A 25,744-nucleotide genomic window follows, 5' to 3' on the forward strand; every position below is an offset into this window, starting at 1 on the left:
GGCATCGGACCTCCGCTTCGACCTGTCCCCGGCGCCGCGCAGTCCGCGCCCTAGGGCTTGCAGCTTATAGCTTAAGGCTTATAGCTGGGATTAGAGAATATACCGCGACAGATCCTCGTCCATCGCCAGCTCGGCGAGCTGGGAGTCGACGTAGGCGGCGTCGATCGCCAGCGGCGTGCCCACGTCGGCACCCTTGAACGAGGCCTCCTCGAGCAGGCGCTCCATCACCGTATGCAGGCGGCGGGCACCGATGTTCTCGGTACCCTCGTTGACCTTCCAGGCGATCTCGGCGATGCGCTCGATGCCATCCTCGGTGAACGAGATGTCGAGCCCCTCGGTGGCCAGCAGGGCCTGGTACTGCTTGGTGAGCGACGCCGAGGGCTCGGTGAGGATGCGCTTGAAGTCGTCAGGGGTCAGCGCATTGAGCTCGACCCGGATCGGCAACCGTCCCTGCAGCTCGGGGATCAGGTCCGAGGGCCGCGACAGGTGGAAGGCGCCGGAGGCGATGAAGAGGATATGGTCGGTCTTGACCATGCCGTACTTGGTCGAGACCGTGGACCCCTCGATCAGCGGCAGCAGGTCACGCTGTACGCCTTCCCGGGAGACCTCGCCGCCGCTGGACTGGCCGCTGCCCTTGGCCACCTTGTCGATCTCGTCGAGGAAGACGATGCCGTTCTGCTCCACCGCCTCGATGGCGCGGTGCTTGATCTCCTCCTCGTTGACCAGCTTGGCGGCCTCCTCGTCACGCAGCAGGGCGAAGGCGTCCTTCACCGCCACGCGGCGGGTCTCGGTCTTCTGCTTGCCCATGCCGGCGAACAGGCTCTGCAGCTGGCTGGTCATCTCCTCCATGCCCGGCGGGGTCATGATGTCGATGCCCGGCCCCTGGGGGGTGATCTCGATGTCGATCTCCTTGTCGTCGAGCTGTCCCTCGCGCAGCTTCTTGCGGAAGAGCTGGCGAGTCGAGCTGTCGCCACGGGGGGCATCCTCCTGGCCGCGGGGCGGCGGCAGCAGGGCATCGAGGATGCGGTCCTCGGCGGCGTCCTCGGCGCGGTGACCCACCTCTTCCTTGGCCTGTTCACGCACCAGCTTGATGGCGGCCTCGGTCAGGTCGCGCACGATCGACTCCACGTCGCGGCCCACGTAGCCCACCTCGGTGAACTTGGTCGCCTCGACCTTGATGAAGGGCGCGCGGGCGAGCTTGGCCAGGCGCCGGGCGATCTCGGTCTTGCCGACCCCGGTGGGGCCGATCATCAGGATGTTCTTGGGGGTCACTTCCTGGCGCAGTTCGTCGTCGAGCTGCATGCGCCGCCAGCGGTTGCGCAGGGCGATGGCCACGGCGCGCTTGGCGTCCTGCTGGCCGATGATGTATTGATCCAGGGCGTGGACGATCTCGCGGGGTGTCATCTGGGTCATGGTGGCGGCCTTCAGAGCTCTTCGAGGGTGACGTGGTGGTTGGTGAACACGCAGATGTCGCCGGCGATCTCCAGCGACTTCTCGGTGATCTCCCGGGCCGAGAGGTCGGTGTTCTCGAGCAGGGCGCGGGCCGCGGCCAGGGCGAAGTTGCCGCCGGAGCCGATGGCGATGATCCCTCGCTCGGGCTCCACCACGTCGCCGTTGCCGGTGATGATCAGCGAGGCATCCTTGTTGGCGACCGCCAGCAGCGCTTCCAGGCGGCGCAGGGCACGGTCGGTGCGCCAGTCCTTGGCCAGCTCCACGGCGGCCTTGACCAGGTTGCCCTGGTGCTTCTCCAGCTGTGCCTCGAAGCGCTCGAAGAGGGTGAAGGCATCGGCGGTGCCGCCGGCGAAGCCCGCCAGTACCTCGCCACGGTAGAGGCGGCGCACCTTGCTGGCATTGCCCTTCATCACGGTATTGCCCAGGGAAACCTGGCCGTCGCCGGCCAGTGCGACCTGGTCACCGCGGCGCACGGAAACGATCGTGGTCATGGAGGGGACTCCTTGGGGGAGCGGTTGGCTCCCGATGACTTTCGGCGCCGCGGGGTGGCCCGGGCGCCGTGGCTGAGCTTTCAGGGGAAGTGCGGGCAGCCGGCCCGGAATTCAACCGCCGGGTGCCGGCGGCGAGTCGGCAGATCAGTTCTGCAGCCTGATCAACAGCGGCTCGATGCCCTGGGTGACCATCAGGTCCTGGGCCCGGTTGAGTTCGCGGCTGTCATCGAAGGGGCCGACCTGCACCCGGTGCCAGGTCTCGCCGCCCGAGGCCTGTACCTGGCTGACCTGGGCCACCAGGCTGAGGTTGCGCAGGCGCTGCTGGAGTTGCTGGGCATCGCCGGATTCGCGGAAGGAGGCGGCCTGAAGCATGTAGCGCTGACCGGCGGCCGGGTTCGGCGCGGGCTCCGCCGGGGCGGTGTCCTGGGGGCGCAGGTTGGCGGCGATCACCTGGGCGATGGGGTCGTCATCGGGGGGGGCCGCCGCCTCGGTCTCGGTCTCGGTCTCGGCCACCTCGGGGGGTGGGGCCGGAGGCCGCGCGGTGGAGGCGGGCACCTCGCCCCGCGGTGCGACCACCTCGGACTCGGGCAGCAGGGTGTAGAACTCGAAGGTCGGCATGCGCGGCTCCTCCGGCGTGGGGCGGGATGGCGTGCGCGGAGCGGCCTCGTCGCCGGCAGGGGGGGTGCGGGGCATCACGGTAGCCAGCGGGGAGTCGCCGCCCTCCTGCCAGGGGGCCGTGCCGTGCTGATGCTGGGCGAGCAGGAAGCCGGCCGCGAGGCCGACGAGGCCCCACAGCCAGCCCGGCACGCCGCGGCTTGTCCGGGGGGCGGCACGACGCTTGCTGGACGTGGCACCGCGCTTCTTCGGGGCGGGACGACGGGCCATGGCTTACATCTCCTCGGGAGCACCGACGCCCATCAGGTCGAGGCCGTTGCGCAGCACCTGGCGAGCGGCCAGGCCCAGCGCCAGGCGGGCGTTGCGCTGGGCGTCGTCCTCGACCATCACCTTCACCGCGTTGTAGCAGGTGTGGAACTCGGCGGCGAGGTCGAGCAGGTACTGGGCGATCTGCTGGGGTTCGCGGGACGCGGCGGCGTGCTCGACCACTTCGGGGTAGCGGGCCAGGCGGTTCATGACGGCCTTCTCCTGGTCCTCCTCGAGAAGCGCGAGGCTCTCCATGGCCAGGCCATGGTCGAAGGGCTGGCCCTCCGTCTCGGCCTTGCGCAGCATGCTGCAGACCCGGGCGTGGGCGTACTGCACATAGTAGACCGGGTTGTCGTTGGACTGGGAGCGGGCCAGGTCGATGTCGAAGGTCAGTTGAGAGTCGGCACGGCGGGCGGCCAGGAAGAAGCGCGTGGCATCGCGGCCGACCTCGTCGATCAGGTCGCGCACCGTGACATAGCTGCCGGCACGCTTGGAGAGTTTCACCTCGACCCCGGAGCGGGTCACCATCACCATCTGGTGCAGCACGTAGTCGGGCCAGCCTCGGGGAATGCCGGCCTCCAGCGCCTGCAGCCCGGCGCGCACCCGCGTCACCGTGGAGTGATGGTCGGCGCCCTGTTCGTTGATCACCGTGGTGAAGCCGCGCTGCCACTTGTCGAGGTGGTAGGCGACGTCGGGCAGGAAGTAGGTGTAGTGGCCGTCGGTCTTGCGCATCACCCGGTCCTTGTCGTCACCGAAGTCGGTGGTGCGCAGCCACAGGGCGCCGTCCTGTTCAAAGGTGTGGCCCTTGGCGATCAGCTGCTCGACGGTGGCCTCGACCTTGCCGTCCTCGTAGAGCGAGGACTCCAGGAAGTAGACATCGAACTCGACACCGAAGGCGCGCAGGTCGAGGTCCTGCTCGCGGCGCAGGTAGGCCACCGCGAAGTCGCGGATGGCGTCGAGATCGTCCGGGTCGGCCTTGGCGGTGACATGGCGGTCATCGGCATGCACGGTCTCGCCGGCCAGGTAGGCATTGGCCACGTCGATGATGTAGCCGCCGCGGTAGCCGTCGGCGGGCCAGCCCTCGTCGTCGGGGTCGATGCCCTGGACGCGGGCCTGCACTGAGAGCGCCAGGTTACTGATCTGGGCGCCGGCGTCGTTGTAGTAGAACTCGCGGGTCACGTCATGGCCGGTGGCTTCCAGCAGCCGGCAGATGCAGTCGCCGATGGCCGCCCCGCGGCCATGGCCGACGTGCAGCGGACCGGTGGGGTTGGCGGAGACGAACTCCACCTGCACCTTCTCGCCCTGGCCGGTGAGGCTGCGGCCGTAGGTGTCACCCGCGTCGAGTACCCGGCGCACCACCTGGGCGGCGGCGTCGGTGGCGGCGAAGAAGTTGACGAAGCCGGGACCGGCGATCTCCACCCTGCTCACGGCGCGGCTCTCGGGCAGGGCGCCGACCAGCGCCTCGGCCAGCTCGCGGGGCGGCTTGCCGGCGGGCTTGGCCAGCATCAGTGCCAGGTTGGTGGCGTAGTCGCCGTGGGCCTTGTCGCGGGTGGGGTCGACCTTGATGGTCGGCGAGAGGTCGGCGGGCAGCACGCCCTGCCGCTTGAGAGTGTCGAGGGCGCCCTCGAGCAGCGTGATGATGGTGTCTTTCATGAAGCGTCGGATGTCCTGTGGCGCCGGCCGGTGCGAGGTAAAGGGCGATGACGAGGCGCTCGCGATGGGCTCGGGCGTGGAAGTTCGGTGCCCGTGGATGGGCATGGTCGGCCATTATCGGCAATTGTGGCGTGGCTTTAAAGCCCAGCCGGGCTGCGCCCGGAGCTAGAAGCCATAAGCTTTAAGCTATAAGAGAAAGCCTTTGCCATCAGAAGCGCTGACAACAGCCTTCGGGCTTACGGCTTTCAGCTCAACGTCTGCGGGTCGATATCCAGCGACCAGCGCACCCGGCGGGCTTCCGGTGTGGCCTCGAGCCAGGCGACCAGACCGGCGCCGGCCTCGTGCAGCATGCTGCGTCGCGAGCTGGCGAGCATCAGTTGCAGGTGGTAGCGGTTCTGGCGACGCTCCATGGGCGCGGGCACCGGGCCCAGGCAGTCCACCGCCAGGCCCCGCTCGCCGAGCCAGCTCCTCAGGGCGTCGGCGGCCTGGCCGCCGAGGGCGTTCACCGCCTCTTCCCGGGGGCTCTCGAGGCGCAGCAGGGCGAGGAAACGGAAGGGGGGCAGGCCGGCGGCCCGCCGTTCCTCCAGCAACTGGTCGGCCAGGGCGGCGTAGCCCTGCTCGGCCAGCCGTCGCAGGTGCGGGTCGTCGCCGTGCAGGGTCTGCACCAGCACCCGGCCGGGGTGGGCGGCACGGCCGGCACGCCCGGCCACCTGCACCAGCAGCTGGGCGCTCTGCTCCAGGGCACGGAAGTCGCTGGCGTAGAGGCCGGCGTCGGCGTTGACCACCACCACCAGGGTGACATGGGGCAGGTGGTGTCCCTTGGCCAGCATCTGGGTGCCGACCAGCAGGCAGGGCTCGCCGCGGCGTACCTCGGTGAGCACACGCTCGAAGGCGTCGCGACGCCGGGTACTGTCGCGATCGATGCGGTGTACCGGCACCTCGGGGAACAGCGCCGCCAGGGTCTCCTCGGTGCGTTCGGTGCCGCTGCCCAGGGGGCGCAGGTCGCCGCTGCCGCAACTGGGGCAGACGTCGGGCAGGGCGCGGCGGCGGTCGCAGTGGTGGCAGGCGAGGAGTGGCGGCTGGCGGTGCAGGGTCATGCGGGCATCGCAGTGGTCGCACTCGGCGAGCCAGCCGCAGGCATGACAGGCCAGGGTGGGGGCGAAACCGCGACGGTTGATGAACACCAGCACCTGGTGGCCGGCGGTGAGCGTCTCGCGGATGGCCTCGATCACCGGCGGGATGAGCCCGCCCTGGCGACGGCGACCGCGCAGGTCGACCAGTTCGAGGCGAGCCGGAGCATGGCGGCTGGCACGGCGAGTCAGCAGCAGGTGGCGCCAGTCGCCGCTGCGGGCCCTGGCCAGGCTCTCCAGCGATGGGGTGGCACTGCCCAGCACCACGGGGATACCGTGGCGATGAGCGCGGGCCACGGCGAGGTCGCGGGCGTGGTAGCGCAAGCCGTCCTGCTGCTTGAAGGAGCCGTCGTGCTCCTCGTCGACGATGATCGCCCCGGGCTGGGCCAGGGGGGTGAAGATCGCCGAACGGGTGCCGATGACGATGGGCGCGCGGCCGCTGGCGGCGGCCTCCCAGGCATCGAGCCGCTCGTTGTCGGTGAGCCCCGAGTGCAGCGCCACCACCGGCACCCGGAAGCGGCTCCGGAAGCGGGCCAGGGTCTGGGGGGTGAGGCCGATCTCGGGCACCAGGACCAGGGCCTGGCGGCCACGGCCCACCACCGCCTCGATCAGTTGCAGGTAGACTTCGGTCTTGCCGCTGCCCGTGACCCCCTCGAGCAGGCAGGGGTGGTAGGCGTCGAGGCGCTCGTGGAGCGCCGCGAGGGCCGTGGCCTGCTCGCTGTTGAGCGGCAGCGGGGGCTCGGCGAGCAGCGGCTCCCCGGCCTTCCAGGGGGCGGTGAGCGGCTCCTCCCGGCAGCCGACCAGGCCCTTGTCGGCCAGGGCGCGGAGCTGCTCGCGGGTGAACGACTGGGCGAGGATCGCCTGGGTGCCGAGGCCGTGGGGGTGCTGGCGCAGCATCGCCAGCAGCTCGGCCTGGCGTGGTGCGCGGGCGAGCCCCGGCGGATCGGTTTCCAGGCCGGCGGGGGTGGGCTGCCAGCGCTCGCGGGTGCGGGCCTCCAGGGGGCGACCCTGGCGCAGCAGGACCGGCATGGCCTGGTGCAGGGTGTCACCCAGGCCGTGCTGATAGTACCGGGCGGTGAAGCGGCACAGCCACAGCCAGTCGGCGGGCAGCGGCGTGCCGTCCAGGCACGTGTCCACCGGCTTGAGATCGGCCAGCGGTAACTCGCTGCCATCGCGGCACTCGACCACCACGCCCACCAGTTGGCGGCGGCCGAAGGGCACCCGCACGCGCAGCCCGGGTTGCCAGCCGCCGGGCGGGGCTTCCCGGCAGGGGCGATAGTCGAACAGGCGGCGCAGCGGCGAGGGGATGGCGATGCCCAGCACGCGGGGCGTGTTCGGGCGGGGGGGATTGGACAATTGGCCTCCGGCGTCGGCTCTGCTAGAATGCCCCGCCTCCACGAGCACCTCGGGTGTACGTGGCGGCAAAACCGGTTCGTACGTCGACACAAACCCGTATGCGGTGCCTGGCAGCGGATCAGGTGGCGGCATACAGCTCCATGAGGCTCAAGATGAAACAAGGTATCCACCCGGATTACAAGACGGTCACCGCGACCTGTTCCTGCGGCGCCACCTTCGAGGTCGGCTCCACCGTGGGTCAAGACCTGTCCCTGGACGTCTGCTCGCAGTGCCACCCCTTCTACACCGGCAAGCAGAAGCAGGCGACTACCGGCGGTCGCGTCGAGCGCTTCAACAAGCGTTTCGGTGCCGCCATCAAGCGGGGCTGATCGACGTCCCGTCACGGCTTCGCCCGTCGAAACGACCCGCCCATCGAGGCGGGTCTTTTTTTGCCCGCCGCTTCGTGAGCGCGCCGATAAGCAATGCCTTATGGTTGGCCGCGTCAGGTATAAGTTGCAACAAATGCCTGGAAATGGCGTCAAACGAGCGTACAAAGGTGGGAAAATTCACTTTGTTGAGGAGTGGAAGGTTTTTCTATACTCTGGCTGCCCTCTATAGTCACCTGACCGGATCGAGAGCATGACAGACGCAAGAAAGGCGGCGCTGGACTACCACGCGAAACCTATTCCCGGAAAACTGTCGGTGGAGCTGACCAAGCCCACCGCCACGGCGCGGGATCTGTCCCTGGCCTACAGCCCGGGCGTGGCCGAGCCTGTCCGCGAGATTGCGCGCGATCCGGAGAATGCCTACCTCTATACCGGCAAGGGCAACCTGGTGGCGGTGATTTCCGATGGCAGCGCCATCCTCGGCCTGGGCAATCTCGGGCCGCTGGCGAGCAAGCCGGTGATGGAGGGCAAGGGCGTGCTGTTCAAGCGCTTTGCCGGCATCAACTCGGTGGACATCGAGGTCAACGCCGAGAGCCCCCAGGCGTTCATCGACACCGTGGCGCGTATCGCCGATACCTGGGGCGGCATCAACCTCGAGGACATCAAGGCGCCGGAGTGCTTCGAGATCGAGCAGGCGCTGATCGAGCAGTGCAACATTCCGGTCTTCCATGACGACCAGCACGGCACCGCCATCGTCACCGCGGCGGGCATGCTCAATGCCCTGGAGATCGCCGGCAAGTCGCTGGACAGCGCGCGCATCGTCTGCCTGGGCGCCGGTGCCGCGGCGATCGCCTGCATGAAGCTGCTGGTCTCCTGCGGCGCACACCCCGAGAACATCGTGATGCTCGACCGCAAGGGCGTGATCCACGCCGGGCGCGAGGATCTCAACCAGTACAAGGCGATGTTCGCCGTCGACACCGACAAGCGCACCCTGGATGACGCCATCGACGGCGCCGACGTGTTCGTCGGCCTGTCCGGCCCGGGGCTGATGACCGCCGACCATATCCGCAAGATGGCCCCGACCCCGGTGGTCTTCGCCTGCACCAACCCGGACCCCGAGATCGATCCCGAGCTGGCCCGCGAGACGCGCCCCGACGTGATCATGGCCACCGGTCGCTCCGACTACCCCAACCAGGTCAACAACGTGCTGGGCTTCCCGTTCATCTTCCGCGGTGCCCTGGACGTCCGGGCGACCCGCATCAACGAGGAGATGAAGGTGGCGGCCGTGCATGCGCTCAAGGACCTGGCCCGCGAGCCGGTGCCCCAGGCGGTGCTGGAGGCCTACGAGAAGGAGAGCATGAGCTTCGGGCCCGAATACATCATCCCGACCCCCGTGGACGTGCGCCTGCTCGAGCGTATCTCCTCGGCGGTGGCCCAGGCGGCGGTGGATTCCGGGGTGGCGCGCAAGCCCTATCCCTCCCACTACCCGCTGGCCACCGTGGATGACGTCTATGGTGGATGACCGCTGCTGATCGCCGCCAGACCCGCGACACGACGACGCCGGCCCGAGGGCCGGCGTCGTCGTCTGTGGCTGCCGAGCTGGCGGGAGCTACCAGTTATAGAGCAGCGACGCGCTGGTGGTGTGGTCGGTCCGAGCCATGGCGGCCTCGGGGGGCTGGGAGTTGCTCTTGATCTCGTGGGAGAGCTTGAGTGCCAGGCGCGAGTTGAGGCGGGCGGTGAGCGACGACAACGAACGGGAGGTGGTGTTGTCGTCGGTGGCCTCCACCGAGAGCTCCTGTGACAGGGCCGAGGCATCGGAGAGCTCGTACTCGTAGGCCAGGGCGCCATAGGCCACCGCCAGCGTCTCGTTCGCTTCGTCCTGGATGCGGTCGTGGCGGAAGCCCGGGCCGGCCTCCAACGAGAGCAGCTGGCGCTGGCTGTCGATCAGGTCGCGACCATAGCCGGCGATGGCGGTGAACTGCTGGTCGTAGCCGCTGAAGCGGTCCTTTTCCCAACGGGCGAAGCCGAACATGTAGTGAGGGCCCTCGAGCTCGTAGCGCTCGCGTCCGGCCAGCAGGTACTGCTCGGCGTCGGTGTCGCCGCCGCGGGCGACGTTGCGCGCCTCGCTACGCAGGGTGTGGGTCCACTTGCCGTTGAGCCAGGTCAGGCGACCCTTGCCGATCAGGGTCTGGCTGTCGGTGTTGCCGGAAAGCCGGGTATAGCCCAGCTCGGCCTCGCCGCTGAAGGTCTTGGCATCCTCGTCAGGAGGCGGTGGGGCATAGAAGGGGGTGGCCTGCACGCTGCCGGCGGCCGCCAGCAGGCCGCACAGGGCCCACCACGTGGGCCTGGAGCGGCTTGTCGCAGAACGTGGCATGGGTATCTCCACGGGTTGCCGATTGTCGGGGCCGCCGCCGAAGGCGGCACGCACGGTTGGCAGATGAGACGGGCGGCCTCCCTGCCGCCTGGAGCGTGTCTTCAGAAGATGGCCTCATAGGCCCCGGTGCCCTGCGACCCGCTGCGCTGTTCCACCTCGCGGTCGACGCGCCGCGACTGGTAGTCGGGCAGGTGGTCGGGGTGGAAGATCTCGCTGATGCCGCCCGTCTCGCCGTCATGCAGGCGTCGGCCGGTCTGGGGGTCGACGCGGGCGGTCACGAGGTCGGATGGCGGTGCGGGCATCGCCTCGGAGCGGCCCTCGAGGGCCGCGCCCATGAAGTCGATCCAGATCGGCAGGGCGGCATTGCCGCCGTACTCGGCGATGGTCTCGTTGTCGTCCTTGCCCACCCAGACGGTGGTCACCAGGTCGCTGTTGTAGCCGGCGAACCAGGCGTCACGGTAGCCGTTGGTGGTGCCGGTCTTGCCGACGAGGTCGTTGCGCTCCAGTTCCAGGGCGGCACGGCCGGTGCCGCTCTCGATCACGTCGCGCAGCATGTCGCGCAGGATGTAGACGGCGGTGGGGTCGGCCACGCGCGGTGCCACCGGGTGGCGGCGACCGTCGATCTCGACCTCACTCTGGCCGTCGCGACACTCGCGGCAGGCGACCTTCGGCAGCGCCTCGTCGAGCACGTTGCTGTCGTCGCCACGGGTGATGCGCTCGATGAACCAGGGGGAGACCTGGAAGCCGCCGTTGGCCAGCACCGCGTAGGCGTTGGTCATCTCCAGCGGCGTCAGGTCGGCGCTGCCCAGCGCCAGCGACAGCCCATTGGGCAGGCGACCCTCGGCGAAGCCGAAGCCCTTGAGAAAGTCGAGGGTGGCATCCATCCCGACCTGCTGCAGCACGCGGATGGTGACCAGGTTGCGCGAGCGCGCCAGGGCCACCCGCAGTCGCGTGGGGCCGAGGAAGTCACGGCTGGAATTGACCGGGCGCCACAGCTCGTTGCTGCCGTCCTCCATCACCACCGGGGCGTCGTTGACCACGCTGGCGGCGGTCATCAGGCCGCTGTCGAGGGCGGCCAGGTAGACGAAGGGCTTGAAGATCGAGCCGGATTGGCGTTGGGCCTGCACCGCGCGATTGAACTTGCTGGCGCTGAAGTCGAAGCCGCCCTGCAGCGCCAGGATGGCGCCGGTGTCGGGTTCCATCACCACCAGCGAGCCCTCGGCTTCCGGGCGCTGGGAGAGGCGGTGGCTGCCGTCTTCCCGGGCGAGGATGCGCACCAGGTCGCCGGGCTCGGCGATCTCGGCGGCGGAGCCCGGCTCGGGGCCGCGGCTCCTGGGGCTGAGATAGGGGCGGGCCCAGCTCAGGCCCTCCCAGTCGAGGGTATGCAGTTCGCCGCCGCGTGCCATGACCTGCATCTCGCGGCCCTCGCTCGTCACCACGATGGCCGGCTGCAGCGGGCCGAACCCGGGGGTACGCTCGAGCACCTGCAGCCAGTTGCTGACATCGCCGTCGATGCCCTCGACCTCGGTCTGGCTGCGCTCGGCGGCACGGCGAGCGGTCTGCATCACCTCGGGCGACTCGGACAGCTCCTCCTCGAGCCCCTGGCGCTCGGTGCGGTCCTGGGCCTCCACCAGGCTCGGCGGGATATCGCGTTCCTCGGGGCCGCGCCAGCCGTGGCGGGTATCGTAGGCGATCAGGCCATCGGCCAGGGCGCGGCGGGCATAGGGCTGGAGCTCGCTGTCGAGGGTGGTGTGAATGCGATAGCCCCCGGTGTAGGCCTCCTCGCCGAAGCGCTCGATGGCGAACTGGCGGGCCATTTCGGCCACGTACGCGGCATCGACCTCGGGTCGGGTGATGTGGCGACGGGCGGTGATCGGTGCCTGCACCGCCTCGTCGTAGGCCGCCTGGTCGATATGGCCCAGCTCGCGCATGCGGAACAGGATCCAGTTGCGGCGGATCAGCGAGCGCTCGGGGTTGGCGAGCGGGTTGAAGGAGGAGGGCGCCTTGGGCAGGCCGGCGATCATCGCCTTCTCGGCAAGGGTCAGCTCTTCGAGCGGGCGGTTGTAGTAGGTCTCGGATGCCGCGGCGATGCCGTAGGCGCGATGACCGAGGAAGATCTTGTTCACGTAGAGCTCGAGGATCTCCTCCTTGGAGAGGATCTGCTCCATCTGCAGGGCCAGCAGTATCTCGCGGATCTTGCGGGTGAAGGTGCGGTCAAGGGTCAGCAGGTAGTTGCGGGCCACCTGCATGGTGATGGTGGAGCCGCCGGACTGGATGTCGCCGCCGCTGGCGACCAGCTCGAAGGCGGCCCGCGCCAGGCCACGGGGGTCGACCCCGCGGTGCTCGAAGAACCCCGAGTCCTCGGCGGCCAGCAGGGCCTGGGTCATCTCCGGCGGGATCTCGCCGAACTCCACGGGCATGCGCCGCTCATCGCCGAACTCGCCGATCAGCTTGCCGTCACGGGTGAAGATGCGCAGTGGCGTATGCAGCTCGAAATCCTGCAGCTGTCGGACATCGGGCAGTCCCGGGGCAAAGTAGAGGGCGGCACCCACCACGCCCAGGACCGTGGCAGCGGTAAGCGATACCAGCAACCACGCGGCCGAAAGGATCAGGGTTCTGAGAAACTTCATGAAATCGCGGTATCCGTGATGAGTACAGGAGTGGTCTGGCGGCGATATAGGGGATTTTCCTTTGCGCCGCCATTATAAGAAGCCGGGCGGGTTGTCACCAGCGTTGACGTTTCGCGACAGGCTTTGCAGTGTGAGGGTAGGCAATATCATGTAACCTCAGATTACAGGACGAGGTATGATTTCCGTAGCCCATTCCTCTCACGCGGAGGGATGGACACTATAATGAGCGGCAAGCCGCATGGATCAGGCAGGGGCATGACCTAGATGCGACTCAGAGCATCCGGCAAGGGACTGATCGGTGTCGATATCACGTCGGCCACCGTCAAGCTACTCGAGCTCAAGCGAACTGGTGCCCACTATCAGGTCGACAGCTACGCCGTTCGCCCCCTGCGCGAGGGGGCGGTGGTCGAGCGGCGGATCCGTGACATGGGCGAAGTGGTCGACGCCCTCGCGCGTGCGGTCCAGCAAGCCCGGCCGTCCTCTCGCCGGGCCGCGGTGGCGGTGCCGGCCGGTGCGGCGATCACCAAGACCCTGACCCTGCCCGCCTCACTCAATGACGATGAGATCGAGGCGCGCATCCAACTCGACTCTGACAAGCATATTCCCTTTCCGTTCAGCGAAGTTGCCTTCGATTTCCAGCGCCTGGGTCTCAATGCCCGCTACGGCGACCAGCAGGACGTCCTGCTGGTCGCTTGCCGCCAGCAGGACGTCAGCCAGTTGACCGACGCCCTGCTGCAGGCCGGCCTGACCCCCGATGCAGTGGATGTGGAGAGCTTCGCCATGGAGCGGGCCTACACCGAGCTGCGCCACCAGCTGCCGGCCACCACCGGCGAGGAGGACTGCGTGGCCCTGGTGGACATCGGTGCCACCATGAATGCCTTCCACGTGCTGCGCGAAGGGCGCATCGTCTATACCCGTGACACCGTCTTCGGCGGTCGCCAGCTCACCGAAGAGATCCGCAGCCGCTACGGGTTGAGCCTGGAGGAGGCGGGGTTGGCCAAGAAGCGCGGAGGCCTGCCCGAGGATTACCAGCGAGGCGTGCTCGACCCCTTCCTCGACACCCTGGTGCAGCAGGTCGGTCGCTCGCTGCAGCTCTACTACACCGCCGGCCGCAAGCACGAGGTGCGGCGCATGGTGCTGGCCGGTGGTTCCTGCGTGATTCCCGGCCTGGCCGAACGCCTGGGCCAGGAGAGCGGCATGCAGGTGGTGATCGCCAATCCCCTCCAGCGCATGAAGGTCAATAGCCGCATCGATGTGCAGACCCTGGCCGGTGACGCCCCGGCCATGCTCACGGCCTGCGGCCTGGCGATGAGGTCCTGCACATGACCATCGAGATCAATCTGCTGCCCTGGCGCGAGGAAGTTCGCGCCCGGCGCAGCAAGCGTTTCTTCCTGGCGCTGGGGATGATGGCGGTGCTGGGGCTCGGCGGCGGCTACGGCATGACCTGGCACTACGAGCAGCAGTTCGATGCCCAGCAGCAGCGCAATGCCCACATCCAGGCCCAGAGCCGGCAGCTCGACGCGGGGATCCGCGAGATCAGCGAGCTGGAGGCGATCCGCGAGCGCATGCTCGAGCAGGTCCAGGTCTTCACCGGCCTGCAGTTGGGGCGCACCCGGACCGTCCAGGTGTTCCGCGATCTCGCCACCAGCCTGGTCGACGGGGTGCACTACACCGAGCTCTCCCGACAGCAGGAGAGCCTGCGCCTGGTTGGCCTGGCCGCGAGCAATCGGCAGGTCTCCGACCAGCTCCGCGCCCTGGCGGCCGCCGACACCTTCTCGGTGCCGGTGCTGTCCGAGGTGGAGGCCGAGGGCGGCGGTGAGCGCCGCCGGTTCAGCCTGAGCATGAACCAGCGCATGGCGGACGGGGCGCCGGCCGAGAACGCACGGGAGGTGCCATGAGCCTCAAGGGGGAGCTGCGTCGGTTGCGCGAGTTGGACTGGCGCGAACTGGACATCAAGGAAGCCGGCAGTTGGCCCTGGTCGCTGCAGCTGATCTGCTGCCTGCTGGCCCTGGGGCTGACCTTCGCCGGCATGCACTGGTACCTGGCGGCACCCAAGGCCGAGGCACTGGACAGGGTGCGGGTCGAGGAGCGCCAACTGTTGCGCGACTACCAGAGCAAGGCCTCCCAGGCCGCCAACCTGCCCGTGATGCGTGAACAGATGGCCGACCTCGAGGCACGCATGGAGACGCTGCGCGAGATGCTGCCCAGCGGTGCCGAGATACCGTCGCTGATCGACAGCATCAGCGAAACGGCCATCGACAACCAGTTGATCATCGACTTCATCCGCCTGCGCAGTCAGGTGCCCCAGGAGCATTACATCGAGCAACCCTTCGATATCCAGGTCCAGGGCGACTATCACCGGATAGCGTCCTTCCTCGCGGGGGTCGCCGGGTTACCGCGCATCGTCACCCAGCACGACTTCACCCTGGCGCCCGTCGAGGGGGGCAGCGGCCAGCGTCTGCGGCTGTCGATGCTGGCCCGGACGTACAGCTACCGGCCGAGCGAGGGGGAGGCGCCATGATGGCAGTGCTCAGGATGTTCGGCCCCGCCGTCGGGCTGCTGGTGCTGCTTGCCGGCTGTGCGGACCCCGAGCTGGGGAGCCTCGATCGCGATCTCGCGGCGATCCGCAACGACCCTGGCCAGGTGCCGCGGGTGGAGCTGCCCGAGATTCCCGAGTACGAGGCGGTGCCCTACGACGAGGCCGACCGGCGCAGCCCCTTCGTCGCCCGGCTGCCGGAAGCGGAGCAGCCTCCCCGGGGGTCCGAGGACCTGGCGCCTGACCTGACCCGGCCCCGGGAGCCACTGGAGGCCTTCGGGCTCGGCGAGCTCGACCTGGTGGGCACCCTGCAGGTCGGCGGGCAGCCCTCCGCCCTGGTGCGTTCACCCGATGGCCAGGTGCATCGCCTGCGGGTCGGCGACCACCTGGGGAGCGATTTCGGACGCATCGTCAGCATCACTGACGCCTCGGTCCAGCTGGTCGAAGTGGTGCCGACGGGGCGAGGCGGCTGGCTCGAGCGCAGCACGCGACTGTCGCTGGATGACTGACAGCGCTTGAAGAACCGATAACAGGGGTGTCGTCGCGCCGCGCAGGAGCGGGCGACACTGCAGCGGGGGAAGGGAACGATGACACAGATGATGCGCGGACTCGCGACACTGGTGCTGCTGGCGGCCTCCTCGGCGGCCCTGGCGGCCTCCACCCTGGACGAGCTGGACTTTCGCCAGGGCAGTGGCGGCGAGCTGGAGGTGGACCTGGGGTTCGGCGGCCCGGTGCCCGAGGTGCGCGGCTACCGCCTCGACGACCCCGCCCGGCTGACCATCGACCTGATGGACACCTCGAGCCGGCTCGACCAGCGCCGCTTCGACCTCGGCATCGGCGGGGTCGAGCGGGTCACCGCCCTGGAAGCCGGCTCCCGGACCCGGCTGGTCTTCGACCTGTCGGGGCCGCTGCCCTACAACACCTCGCAGCAGGGCGACCGGCTGCGGCTCTCGATCGGGGGCGGAGTCGCCAGCCAGGCTGCCGAGGCCTCGCCGGCGGCGCCGCCGAGCAGGGCGCCGTCTCCGGCACCGGCCAGTACCGGTGATCCCGCGGTCGAGAACATCGACTTTCGCCGCGGCGACGGTGGGGCCGGGCGGCTGGTCGTCACCTTCGACCGTGCCGGTGTCGATGCCCGGGTGCGGGAAACCGGCCGCAACCGCATCACCGCCGAGCTGCGCGGCGTCGCGCTGCCCGATTCCCTGAACCAGGTCTATGACGTCAGCGACTTCGGCACCCCGCTGCGGCGGGTCACGCCCCGGGTCGGTCGCGACGGCGTGACCCTGGACATCGAGGGCAGCGGCGAGTTCGCCATGGTCGCCACCCAGAGCGGCCGCCAGCTGACCATCGAGGCGCAGCCGGTGACCCCGGCGGAGCGCGAGCAACGCGTCCGCGATCAGTTTGCCTATACCGGCGAGCGCATCACCCTGAATTTCCAGGACATCGAGGTGCGCTCGGTGCTGGCGATCATCGCCGATTTCACCGGACTCAACCTGGTGGCCAGCGACAGCGTCACCGGGCGCGTGACCCTCAATCTCCAGGAGGTGCCCTGGGACCAGGCGCTGGACCTGGTGCTCAAGAGCCACGGCCTGGCCAGCCGTCAGGAGGGCAACGTCATCGTGGTGGCGCCGGCGTCGGAGCTCGCCGATATCGAGCGCCAGCAGATCGAGGCGCGCAGCCAGATGGAAACCCTGGCGCCGCTGACCTCGGAGTATGTCCAGGTGCGCTATGCCAAGGCGGACGACCTGGCGCAGCTGCTGCGCGGCGGAGAGGGGTTCGGCTTGCTCTCGGAGCGCGGCCGGGTGGCCGTCGACCAGCGCACCAACACCCTGCTGATCCAGGATACTGCCGAGCAGATCGACGAGATCGTGCGCACCCTCGATCAGCTCGACGTTGCGGTGCGTCAGGTGCAGATCGAGGCGCGCATCGTCATCGCCCGCGACGGCGTCACCCAGGAACTGGGGGTCAACTGGGGGCTGTCCGGGGAAGGCAGCCGCTTCAACCTGGGGGGAGCCTCTTCCGGTCAGCCGGTGGCCACCTTCGGCGAAGGCTTCGGCGGTCGGCGCGAATCGCGCGGCGAGTTTCTCGGCGGCTTCGACGACCCGACCGGCAGCCAGTTCCAGCGCGGCGGCCTGGCGGTCGACCTGGGCAGTGACAACCCCATGACGAACTTCAGCTTCGGCTACCTGTCCGGCGACATCCTGCTCGATCTCGAGCTGCGCGCGCTGGAGAGCGAGAACAAGAGCCAGACCATCTCCCAGCCACGGGTGATCACCGCCAACCAGCGCACCGCGGTGATCAAGCAGGGGCAGGAGATTCCCTACCAGGAGTCGACCTCCAGCGGGGCGACCAACATCGAGTTCAAGGAGGCGGTGCTGTCGCTGGAGGTGACGCCGCAGATCACCCCGGACAACCGCATCATCATGGACCTGGTGATCAACAACGACACCATCGCCGATCAGGTGTTCGGCGGGGTGCCGGCCATCGACACCAACCAGATCCAGACCCAGGTGCTGGTCGACAACGGCGAGACCGTCGTATTGGGTGGTATACTCACCACCGAAGAGTTGACCCGGCTGGCCAAGACGCCGTTCTTCGGCGACCTGCCGGTACTGGGGCGGCTTTTCCGATACAATGAGAGCAGTAACCAGAAAGTGGAGTTGTTGGTCTTCATCACTCCCAGAATCCTGGAGGACGGCCTGGCCATTCGCTGATGCTGGACTTACCCAACCTGATACTGATCGGCCCCATGGGGGCCGGCAAGAGCACCATCGGCCGCCTGCTGGCGGCCGAACTGTCACGCGAGTTCCTCGACAGCGACCACGAGATCCAGGCGCGCTGCGGTGCGGACATCCCCTGGATCTTCGACGTCGAGGGCGAGGCGGGGTTTCGCGATCGCGAGTCCCAGATGATCGACGAACTGACCCACCTCGAGGGCGTGGTCATCGCCACCGGTGGCGGGGCGGTGCTGCGCGAGGAGAATCGCCGCGCCCTGCGTGAGCGTGGCACCGTGATCTACCTGTTCACCACCGTGGAGCAGCAGCTCAGGCGCACCGCCAAGGACCGCAACCGGCCGCTGCTGCAGCGTGGTGACCGCGAGGAGGTGCTGCGCGAGATGTTCGCCCTGCGCGACCCGCTCTACCGCGCCACCGCGGATGTCATCGTGCGTACCGATCGTCGCGGCCCGCGGGCCGTGGTCAACGAGATCGTGCGGCGCGTCACGCGCCTGGTCGATCCCCTGCAATGCAAGGCCTGATCCCATGAGCGATTCCCAGGACGCCCCGCACACCCTCCAGGTCGCGCTGGGCGAGCGTAGCTACCCCATCCATATCGGCCCTGGCCTGCTCGGCGATCCCCGCTGGCTGGCCCCCTACCTGGCCGGGCGCCAGGTGATGATCGTCACCAACGAGACCGTCGCGCCGCTCTATCTCGAGCGCTGCCGCGCCGGCCTGCCGGATGGCCTCGAGGTGCGCGAGCTGGTGCTGCCGGACGGCGAGGCGACCAAGACCCTGGCCAGCGTCGAGCGGATCTGGGATGCGCTGCTCGCGGCCGGCTTCAACCGCCGCTGCACCCTCATCGCCCTTGGCGGCGGAGTGATCGGCGACATGGCCGGCTTCGCCGCGGCCTGCTATCAGCGCGGGGTGGCCTTCGTCCAGGTGCCCACCACCCTGCTGGCCCAGGTGGACTCCTCGGTGGGCGGCAAGACCGGGGTGAATCATCCGCGCGGCAAGAACATGATCGGCGCCTTCTGGCAGCCCCGTGCGGTGCTGATCGACACCGACACCCTGGCCACCCTGCCGCCACGGGAGCTCTCCGCGGGGCTCGCCGAGGTGATCAAGTACGGGCTGATTCGCGATGCCGACTTCCTCGCCTGGCTGGAGGCGGAGATGGGGGCGCTGCGCGGCCTCGATGCCGCGGCCCTGGCCCGGGCCATCGAGCGCAGCTGTGCGCTCAAGGCCGAGATCGTCGCCGAGGACGAGACCGAGCAGGGGGTGAGGGCGCTGCTCAACCTGGGGCACACCTTCGGCCACGCCATCGAGGCGCACCAGGGCTACGGCCACTGGTTGCACGGCGAGGCCGTGGGCGCCGGCATGCTGATGGCCGCCGGCCTCTCGCAGCGCCTGGGTTGGCTCACCGCGGGCGAAGTGGAGAGGGTGCGCACCATTCTCGAGGCCGCGGCCCTGCCGCTGGCCGCTCCCGCCGACATGGCGGTCGAGGATTTTCTCGACATCATGCGCCTGGACAAGAAGAACCTCGACAGCCGCCTGCGGCTGATCCTGCTGCGTGCCCCGGGGGACGCCTGCGTGCATGACGAGACGCCGCCCGAGACGCTTGCCGCGCTGCTTGCGGAATTCCCGCGCCGCTGAATCCCCGAGAGTGTTGTCGCCGACGCCCGCCACGCGCGGGCGTCGGCGTTTGCATGCGTCCCTCTCGATCCTGCCGCGGCAATCGGCGCCCTTCCCGGGATTCATCAATCCGCATGTGTTATGCCGTATCGGCATGGGGTTGATGCCGCATTTTAGACTAAAGTCTATGCCTCCACCAAGGTCGTTGAAAAATCGTTTTAGGGTTTTGCAAGTCGTTGACTTGTTGGGTTTTTTTGCGGCAAGGAGGGCGCAAGTGCTGGATTTGCCGTCGTTTTTCGAGACGCGAGATGGGCGGGATGATTGCGTGAAGGCGGCCGGGCTCGCTATGCTTGCTAGCCTTTTTGCCGCGCAGTCGATGCATTCGGTGGTGACACCAGAAAGAAGAAAAACCGATAAAAATATCATGTATCGACTGTAAAAGAAACATCATTATCCGAGGCGCGCCCATGAATAGAGGTCTTCACCAGCCCGGCGAGTTCCGTGACAACTGCGGGTTCGGCCTGATCGCCCATATGGAAGGACAGGCCAGCCACGATCTGCTCAAGACGGCCATCGAGTCGCTGACCTGCATGACCCACCGTGGCGGCATCGCCGCCGACGGCAAGACCGGCGACGGCTGCGGCCTGCTGCTGAAGATGCCCGATGCCTTCATGCGGCAGGTCGCCGAGGAGGCGTTGGGCGTCACGCTGGGCGAGCGTTATGCGGTAGGCGCGGTCTTCCTGCCCGACGACGATGCCCGCGAGACCCACGGGCGCAAGACCCTGGAAGCCGAACTCGAGGCCCGCGGCCTGAAGGTGCTGGGCTGGCGCGAGGTGCCGGTGGATTCGAGCGTCTGCGGTCCCATGGCGCTGGACTGCCTGCCGCGCATCCGCCAGCTGTTCGTCGCGCCGGGTGGCGAAGATGCCGGCAACTTCGACGTCGATCTCTACATGGCCCGCCGGCGTGCCGAGCAGGCGCTGCGCGACGACGAGGACTTCTATGTCTGCTCGCTGTCGCCGGAAGTGGTCTCCTACAAGGGCCTGGTGATGCCGGTCGACCTGCCGGCCTTCTACCGCGACCTGGGCGATGAGCGCCTGGAGACCGCCATCTGCGTCTTCCACCAGCGCTTCTCCACCAACACCGCACCGCGCTGGCCGCTGGCCCAGCCGTTCCGCCTGCTGGCCCACAACGGCGAGATCAACACCATCGAGGCCAACCGCGGCTGGGCGAACTCCCGCAAGGAGAACTTCGTCAACGAGCGGCTGCCCGACATCGCCGAGCTCGACGAGATCGTCAATACCACCGGGTCCGACTCCTCGAGCATGGACAACATGCTCGAGGTGCTGCTGACCGGCGGCATGGAGCTGCACCGTGCCGTGCGCATGATGGTGCCTCCGGCCTGGCAGAACGTCGAACTCATGGACGGCGAGCTGCGCGCCTTCTACGAGTACAACTCCATGCACATGGAGCCCTGGGACGGTCCGGCCGGGGTGGTGATGACCGACGGCCGCCAGGCGGTCTGCATGCTCGACCGCAACGGCCTGCGACCGGCCCGCTGGGTGATCACCCGTAACGGCTACATCACCCTGGCCTCCGAGATCGGTACCTACGACTACCAGCCCGAGGACGTGGTCGCCAAGGGGCGCGTCGGCCCGGGCCAGATACTGGCCGTGGATACCGAGACCGGCGAGGTGCTGCACACCAGCGACATCGACGAGCGCCTCAAGTCGGCCTACCCCTACAAGCGCTGGCTGAAGCAGGAAGCCAACTACCTGGAGTCGGCGCTCACCGAACTCGCCAGCTTCCAGACCATGAACGTCGATGCGCTGAGCGTGCAGCAGAAGATGTTCCAGGTCAGCTTCGAGGAGCGTGACCAGCTGCTGCGTCCGCTGGCCGAGAGCGGCCAGGAGGCGGTCGGCTCCATGGGTGACGACACCCCCATGGCGGTGCTCTCCGGCAAGCAGCGCCTGCTCACCGACTATTTCCGCCAGAAGTTTGCCCAGGTCACCAACCCGGCCATCGACCCGCTGCGCGAAGCCATCGTGATGTCGCTGGAGACCTGCATCGGGCCCGAGCTCAACGTTTTCAAGGCGACCCCCGAGCACGCCCACCGCATCATCCTGACGGCGCCGATCCTCTCGCCGCGCAAGTTCTCCGCGCTGGTCGACCAGGACGACCCCATCTTCGCCAGTCATGCCCTGTCGCTCGGCTATGACCCCGAGCAGGTCGGCCTCAAGGGGGCGATCACCGAGCTCTGCCGCCGGGCCGAGGCCGCGGTGCGTGACGGCAAGGTGGTCCTGGTGCTGTCGGATGCCAACCTCGCACAGGGGCAGCTGCCGATCCACGCCGCCCTGGCCGTCGGCGCCGTGCACCACCACCTGGGCCGCCTGGCGCTGCGCCCGCGGGCCAATATCGTGGTCGAGACCGGTTATGCCCGCGATGCCCACCAGATGGCGGTACTGTTCGGAGTGGGCGCCACCGCGGTCTTCCCGTGGCTCGCCTACCAGGTGATGGCCGACATGCACCGCACCGGCGAACTGGTCGGCAACCCCGCCGACGCCCGCGAGAACTATCGCAAGGGGCTGCAGAAGGGGCTGTTCAAGATTCTCTCCAAGATGGGCATCTCGACGCTGGCCTCCTACCGCGGCTCTCAGCTGTTCGAGGCGGTGGGGCTCTCCTCCGAGGTGATGGCGCTGTGCTTCACCGGCATGGCGTCGCGCATCGAGGGCACCGGCTTCAGCGAGCTGCAGCTGCAGCAGGAGTGGTTGGCCCGCGATGCCTGGAGCCCCCGCAAGGGCATCTCCCAGGGCGGCCTGGTCAAGTACGTGCACGGCCACGAGTACCACGCCTACAACCCGGACGTGATCAAGGCGCTGCAGGAGGCGGTGCAGGAAGGCGATTACGGCAAGTGGAAGAAGTTCGCGGCGCTGGTCAACGAGCGGGCGCCGGCCACCATCCGCGACCTGCTGGCGCTCAAGCCGGCCGCCGAGCCGATGCCCCTGGAGGAGGTCGAGGCGGTCGAGGACCTGATCCCGCGCTTCGACAGTGCCGGCATGTCGCTGGGCGCGCTGTCACCGGAAGCCCACGAGGCCCTGGCCCAGGCCATGAACGAGGCCGGTGGCCGCTCGAACTCCGGCGAGGGCGGCGAGGACCCGGCCCGCTACGGCACCGTTCGCTCCTCCAAGATCAAGCAGATCGCCTCGGGGCGCTTCGGCGTCACCCCGGCCTACCTGGTCAACGCCGAGGTGCTGCAGATCAAGGTGGCCCAGGGCGCCAAGCCCGGCGAGGGCGGCCAGCTGCCCGGCGGCAAGGTCAATGACCTGATCGCCCGACTGCGCTACTCGGTGCCCGGGGTGACCCTGATCTCGCCGCCGCCGCACCACGACATCTACTCCATCGAGGACCTGGCGCAGCTGATCTTCGACCTCAAGCAGGTCAACCCCGACGCCCAGGTGTCGGTGAAGCTGGTCTCCGAGCCCGGCATCGGCACCATCGCCACCGGGGTGGCCAAGGCCTACGCCGACCTGATCACCGTCTCCGGCTACGACGGCGGCACCGCGGCGAGCCCGCTGACCTCGATCAAGCACGCCGGCTCGCCCTGGGAGCTGGGCCTGCCCGAGGTGCACCAGGCGCTGCGCATCAATGGCCTGCGCGACAAGATCCGCCTGCAGACCGACGGCGGCCTGAAGACCGGCCTCGACGTGGTCAAGGCGGCGATTCTCGGCGCCGAGAGCTTCGGCTTCGGCACCGCGCCGATGGTGGCGCTGGGCTGCAAGTACCTGCGCATCTGCCACCTCAACAACTGCGCCACCGGTGTGGCCACCCAGCACGACTACCTGCGTGACGAGCACTTCCGCGGCACCGTCGACATGGTCAAGCACTACTTCCGCTTCATCGCCGAGGAGGTGCGCGAGCTGATGGCCATGCTGGGGGTGCGTCAGCTCACCGACCTGATCGGCCGCACCGACCTGCTCGAGGTGCTCGAGGGGATCACGCCATCCCAGCGCAACCTCGATCTGACGCCATTGCTGGCCAACGACTTCGTGCCCGAGGACGCCCCGCAATTCTGCCAGGTCAGCCGCAACGTGCCCCATGACCCGGGCGCCAAGAACCGGGAGGTGTTCGAGGCGCTCAAGGACGCCATCGAGGCGAAGTCCGGCGGCGAGTTCGACTTCACCATCACCAACTGCGACCGCTCCGTGGCGGCGCTGACCTCCGGCGCCATCGCCAAGCGCTATGGCGAGGAGGGGCTCGAGGACGCGCCGATCGTCGTGCGCTTCAAGGGCGTGGCCGGCCAGAGCTTCGGCGTGTGGAACGCCCGCGGCCTGCACCTCTACCTGGAGGGCGATGCCAACGACTACGTCGGCAAGGGCATGAACGGCGGCAAGGTGGTGATCGTGCCGCCGGCGGGCAGCCAGTTCGAGAGCCACCGGACGGCGATCATCGGCAACACCTGCCTGTATGGGGCCACCGGCGGCAAGCTGTTCGCCGCGGGCACCGCCGGCGAGCGCTTCGGGGTGCGCAACTCCGGCGTCCATGCGGTGATCGAGGGCTCCGGCGACCACTGCTGCGAGTACATGACCGGCGGCATGATCTGCGTGCTCGGCGAGACCGGGGTCAACTTCGGTGCCGGCATGACCGGCGGCTTCGCCTACGTGCTCGACGAGGACCGCTCCTTCGTCGACAAGTACAACCATGAACTGGTGGAGATCCACCGCGTGAACACCGAGGCCATGGAGGCCTACCGGCGTCACCTGCGGGAGGTCATCGAGGAGTTCGTCGCCGAGACCGGCTCTGCCCGGGGCAAGGCGATCCTCGAGGACTTCAGCGACTTCATTCGCCATTTCTGGCTGGTGAAGCCCAAGGCAGCGAGCCTCAACGGCCTGCTTGCTGAATCCCGTCGGCGTCCCGAGTAAGCCAGGCAGAGAGGAGCAGAGACCATGGCAAACCGTCTGAGCAACGATTTCCAGTTCATCGACGTGGGTCGCCAGGACCCGAAGAAGAAGGACGCGCGGACCCGCTCGCGGGAGTTCGCCGAGATCTACGAGCCCTACAAGCCCCAGGAGGCGGCCAGCCAGGCGCATCGCTGCCTGCACTGCGGCAACCCGTACTGCGAGTGGAAGTGCCCGGTCCACAACTACATTCCCAACTGGCTGCAGCTGGTCAGCGAGGGCAACATCCTCGAGGCCGCCGAGCTGTCGCACAAGACCAATACCCTGCCCGAGGTGTGTGGCCGGGTCTGTCCCCAGGACCGCCTGTGCGAGGGGGACTGCACCCTCAACGACGGCTTCGGCGCGGTGACCATCGGCTCGGTGGAGAAGTACATCACCGATACCGCCTTCGCCATGGGCTGGCGCCCCGACATGTCCAAGGTGGCCTGGACCGACAGGAAGGTGGCGGTGATCGGGGCCGGCCCGGCGGGGCTCGGCTGTGCCGACATCCTGGTGCGCAACGGCGTCAAGCCGGTAGTGTTCGACAAGTACCCGGAGATCGGGGGGCTGCTGACCTTCGGCATTCCCGAGTTCAAGCTCGAGAAGAACGTCATGGAGCGTCGCCGGGCGGTGTTCGAGGAGATGGGCGTGGAGTTCTGTCTCGGCGTCGAGATCGGCCGCGACATCGCCTTCGACACCCTGCTCGAGGAGTACGACGCGGTCTTCCTCGGCATGGGCACCTACAAGTACATGGAGGGGGGCTTCCCGGGCGAGGAGCTGCCCGGTGTCCACAAGGCGCTGGATTACCTGATCGCCAACGTCAATCACTGCCTGGGCTTCGAGGAGGATCCCCGCGACTACATCTCCTTCGAGGGCCAGCGGGTGGTGGTGCTGGGCGGCGGGGACACCGCCATGGACTGCAACCGCACCTCGATCCGCCAGGGGGCGGCGAGCGTGACCTGCGCCTATCGTCGCGACGAGGAGAACATGCCGGGCTCGCGGCGCGAGGTGGCCAACGCCCGCGAGGAGGGCGTCGAGTTCCTGTTCAACCGCCAGCCGGTGGCGGTGGTGGGCGAAGGCAAGGTCGAGGGGGTCAAGGTGGTGCGCACCCGCCTGGGCGAGCCCGACGAGAACGGCCGCCAGCGCCCCGAGGTGGTGCCGGGTTCCGAGGAGGTCGTCCCCGCCGATGCCGTGGTCATCGCCTTCGGCTTCCAGCCGAACCCGGCGCCCTGGTTCGCGACCGTGGGCATCGAGCTCGACGAGCGCGACCGGGTCAAGGCGCCGGAAGAGGGCGCCTACGCCTTCCAGACCACCAACGAGAAGATCTTCGCCGGTGGCGACATGGTGCGCGGCTCCGACCTGGTGGTCACCGCCATCTACGAGGGCCGCCAGGCCGGCGAGGGCATCCTCGACTACCTGGGCGTGTGACGATGCGGCCCCGCTGCCGAGTGGTGAGCGGCGCCGGGGACGGGTCGGGGCGGAGGTCATTCTTCATGGATGAAGAATGTAGCGCCCAGGGAAGGGTTCACAGCGCCTCCGCGAAGACCTGTCGCCGGAACAGC

At 68.4% G+C, this 25,744-nt stretch carries 19 protein-coding genes; 12 read left to right on the forward strand and 7 right to left on the reverse strand.

Annotated elements, in window-relative coordinates:
• Nucleotides 1-90: 90 nt before the first annotated feature.
• From hslU to QLQ85_RS16260, 5 genes are all read right to left on the reverse strand, one after another.
• Entirely contained in the window at nt 91-1,413 is a 1,323-nt protein-coding gene (gene hslU, locus QLQ85_RS16240) for an ATP-dependent protease ATPase subunit HslU (RefSeq protein ID WP_282739943.1), read from the reverse strand.
• An 11-nt stretch (nt 1,414-1,424) separates the two neighbouring features.
• Nucleotides 1,425-1,943 (reverse strand): ATP-dependent protease subunit HslV, encoded by a 519-nt coding sequence (hslV, locus tag QLQ85_RS16245; protein ID WP_102627017.1) that lies wholly within the window; start codon nt 1,941-1,943, stop codon nt 1,425-1,427.
• Nucleotides 1,944-2,087: 144 nt separating this feature from the next.
• Nucleotides 2,088-2,828 carry an SPOR domain-containing protein gene (locus tag QLQ85_RS16250; RefSeq protein WP_282739944.1) on the reverse strand — a complete coding sequence of 247 codons (741 nt, stop codon included), beginning with the start codon at nt 2,826-2,828 and terminating at the stop codon, nt 2,088-2,090.
• Nucleotides 2,829-2,831: 3 nt separating this feature from the next.
• Nucleotides 2,832-4,517: an arginine--tRNA ligase gene (argS, locus tag QLQ85_RS16255; RefSeq protein WP_282739945.1), complete on the reverse strand. Its 1,686-nt coding sequence runs from the start codon at nt 4,515-4,517 to the stop codon at nt 2,832-2,834.
• 245 nt (nt 4,518-4,762) lie between these two features.
• Complete coding sequence (locus QLQ85_RS16260) at nt 4,763-7,135, reverse strand: primosomal protein N' (RefSeq protein WP_282739946.1); 2,373 nt, start codon at nt 7,133-7,135, stop codon at nt 4,763-4,765.
• A gap of 20 nt (nt 7,136-7,155) precedes the next feature.
• On the opposite strand from QLQ85_RS16260, the gene rpmE reads away from it, so the two are divergent.
• Both rpmE and QLQ85_RS16270 read left to right on the forward strand, forming a co-directional pair.
• Nucleotides 7,156-7,371: a 50S ribosomal protein L31 gene (gene rpmE / locus QLQ85_RS16265; RefSeq protein WP_102627021.1), complete on the forward strand. Its 216-nt coding sequence runs from the start codon at nt 7,156-7,158 to the stop codon at nt 7,369-7,371.
• Nucleotides 7,372-7,621: 250 nt separating this feature from the next.
• Nucleotides 7,622-8,890 carry a malic enzyme-like NAD(P)-binding protein gene (locus tag QLQ85_RS16270; protein ID WP_282739947.1) on the forward strand — a complete coding sequence of 423 codons (1,269 nt, stop codon included), beginning with the start codon at nt 7,622-7,624 and terminating at the stop codon, nt 8,888-8,890.
• A gap of 87 nt (nt 8,891-8,977) precedes the next feature.
• On the opposite strand, the gene QLQ85_RS16275 is transcribed toward QLQ85_RS16270, so the two are convergent.
• Complete coding sequence (locus tag QLQ85_RS16275; protein ID WP_282739948.1) at nt 8,978-9,742, reverse strand: DUF481 domain-containing protein; 765 nt, start codon at nt 9,740-9,742, stop codon at nt 8,978-8,980.
• Nucleotides 9,743-9,843: 101 nt separating this feature from the next.
• Nucleotides 9,844-12,372 (reverse strand): penicillin-binding protein 1A, encoded by a 2,529-nt coding sequence (locus tag QLQ85_RS16280; RefSeq protein WP_282739949.1) that lies wholly within the window; start codon nt 12,370-12,372, stop codon nt 9,844-9,846.
• A 264-nt stretch (nt 12,373-12,636) separates the two neighbouring features.
• On the opposite strand from QLQ85_RS16280, the gene pilM reads away from it, so the two are divergent.
• The 10 genes from pilM to QLQ85_RS16330 all read left to right on the forward strand — a co-directional run bounded on the left by pilM (nt 12,637) and on the right by QLQ85_RS16330 (nt 25,610).
• Entirely contained in the window at nt 12,637-13,698 is a 1,062-nt protein-coding gene (gene pilM, locus QLQ85_RS16285) for a type IV pilus assembly protein PilM (RefSeq protein WP_282739950.1), read from the forward strand.
• The gene (locus tag QLQ85_RS16290; RefSeq protein WP_282739951.1) at nt 13,695-14,270 is read left to right on the forward strand and encodes a PilN domain-containing protein; all 576 of its coding nucleotides are present in this window, start codon (nt 13,695-13,697) and stop codon (nt 14,268-14,270) included. The genes pilM and QLQ85_RS16290 overlap by 4 nt, the downstream gene beginning before the upstream one ends.
• Nucleotides 14,267-14,893 (forward strand): type IV pilus inner membrane component PilO, encoded by a 627-nt coding sequence (locus QLQ85_RS16295; RefSeq protein WP_282739952.1) that lies wholly within the window; start codon nt 14,267-14,269, stop codon nt 14,891-14,893. Before QLQ85_RS16290 ends, QLQ85_RS16295 begins: the two co-directional genes overlap by 4 nt.
• Entirely contained in the window at nt 14,890-15,417 is a 528-nt protein-coding gene (locus tag QLQ85_RS16300; RefSeq protein WP_282739953.1) for a pilus assembly protein PilP, read from the forward strand. The genes QLQ85_RS16295 and QLQ85_RS16300 overlap by 4 nt, the downstream gene beginning before the upstream one ends.
• Nucleotides 15,418-15,495: 78 nt before the next feature.
• Entirely contained in the window at nt 15,496-17,619 is a 2,124-nt protein-coding gene (gene pilQ, locus QLQ85_RS16305) for a type IV pilus secretin PilQ (protein ID WP_282739954.1), read from the forward strand.
• Entirely contained in the window at nt 17,619-18,161 is a 543-nt protein-coding gene (gene aroK, locus QLQ85_RS16310; RefSeq protein WP_282719914.1) for a shikimate kinase AroK, read from the forward strand. The genes pilQ and aroK overlap by 1 nt, the downstream gene beginning before the upstream one ends.
• Nucleotides 18,162-18,165: 4 nt before the next feature.
• Entirely contained in the window at nt 18,166-19,272 is a 1,107-nt protein-coding gene (gene aroB, locus QLQ85_RS16315) for a 3-dehydroquinate synthase (RefSeq protein ID WP_282739955.1), read from the forward strand.
• A 253-nt stretch (nt 19,273-19,525) separates the two neighbouring features.
• Nucleotides 19,526-19,690 carry a hypothetical protein gene (locus QLQ85_RS16320; protein WP_282739956.1) on the forward strand — a complete coding sequence of 55 codons (165 nt, stop codon included), beginning with the start codon at nt 19,526-19,528 and terminating at the stop codon, nt 19,688-19,690.
• 28 nt (nt 19,691-19,718) lie between these two features.
• Complete coding sequence (gltB, locus tag QLQ85_RS16325) at nt 19,719-24,167, forward strand: glutamate synthase large subunit (RefSeq protein ID WP_282739957.1); 4,449 nt, start codon at nt 19,719-19,721, stop codon at nt 24,165-24,167.
• Nucleotides 24,168-24,191: 24 nt separating this feature from the next.
• Entirely contained in the window at nt 24,192-25,610 is a 1,419-nt protein-coding gene (locus QLQ85_RS16330; protein ID WP_282739958.1) for an FAD-dependent oxidoreductase, read from the forward strand.
• The last annotated feature ends 134 nt before the right edge of the window (nt 25,611-25,744 follow it).

Source organism: Halomonas kalidii (assembly GCF_030010475.1).
In the GTDB taxonomy this organism is placed as follows: domain Bacteria; phylum Pseudomonadota; class Gammaproteobacteria; order Pseudomonadales; family Halomonadaceae; genus Halomonas; species Halomonas heilongjiangensis.

Bases quoted from the DNA above. Each gene is read 5' to 3' on its own strand.
- QLQ85_RS16270 (WP_282739947.1), top strand. From the start codon at position 7,622: ATGACAGACGCAAGAAAGGCGGCGCTGGACTACCACGCGAAACCTATT.
- QLQ85_RS16275 (WP_282739948.1), bottom strand. From the start codon at position 9,742: ATGCCACGTTCTGCGACAAGCCGCTCCAGGCCCACGTGGTGGGCCCTG.
- hslU (WP_282739943.1), bottom strand. From the start codon at position 1,413: ATGACCCAGATGACACCCCGCGAGATCGTCCACGCCCTGGATCAATAC.
- QLQ85_RS16290 (WP_282739951.1), top strand. From the start codon at position 13,695: ATGACCATCGAGATCAATCTGCTGCCCTGGCGCGAGGAAGTTCGCGCC.
- rpmE (WP_102627021.1), top strand. From the start codon at position 7,156: ATGAAACAAGGTATCCACCCGGATTACAAGACGGTCACCGCGACCTGT.
- aroK (WP_282719914.1), top strand. From the start codon at position 17,619: ATGCTGGACTTACCCAACCTGATACTGATCGGCCCCATGGGGGCCGGC.
- hslV (WP_102627017.1), bottom strand. From the start codon at position 1,943: ATGACCACGATCGTTTCCGTGCGCCGCGGTGACCAGGTCGCACTGGCC.
- QLQ85_RS16280 (WP_282739949.1), bottom strand. From the start codon at position 12,372: ATGAAGTTTCTCAGAACCCTGATCCTTTCGGCCGCGTGGTTGCTGGTA.
- QLQ85_RS16295 (WP_282739952.1), top strand. From the start codon at position 14,267: ATGAGCCTCAAGGGGGAGCTGCGTCGGTTGCGCGAGTTGGACTGGCGC.
- pilQ (WP_282739954.1), top strand. From the start codon at position 15,496: ATGACACAGATGATGCGCGGACTCGCGACACTGGTGCTGCTGGCGGCC.
- QLQ85_RS16250 (WP_282739944.1), bottom strand. From the start codon at position 2,828: ATGGCCCGTCGTCCCGCCCCGAAGAAGCGCGGTGCCACGTCCAGCAAG.
- QLQ85_RS16260 (WP_282739946.1), bottom strand. From the start codon at position 7,135: ATGCCGCCACCTGATCCGCTGCCAGGCACCGCATACGGGTTTGTGTCG.
- pilM (WP_282739950.1), top strand. From the start codon at position 12,637: ATGCGACTCAGAGCATCCGGCAAGGGACTGATCGGTGTCGATATCACG.
- aroB (WP_282739955.1), top strand. From the start codon at position 18,166: ATGAGCGATTCCCAGGACGCCCCGCACACCCTCCAGGTCGCGCTGGGC.
- QLQ85_RS16300 (WP_282739953.1), top strand. From the start codon at position 14,890: ATGATGGCAGTGCTCAGGATGTTCGGCCCCGCCGTCGGGCTGCTGGTG.
- gltB (WP_282739957.1), top strand. From the start codon at position 19,719: ATGAATAGAGGTCTTCACCAGCCCGGCGAGTTCCGTGACAACTGCGGG.
- QLQ85_RS16330 (WP_282739958.1), top strand. From the start codon at position 24,192: ATGGCAAACCGTCTGAGCAACGATTTCCAGTTCATCGACGTGGGTCGC.
- argS (WP_282739945.1), bottom strand. From the start codon at position 4,517: ATGAAAGACACCATCATCACGCTGCTCGAGGGCGCCCTCGACACTCTC.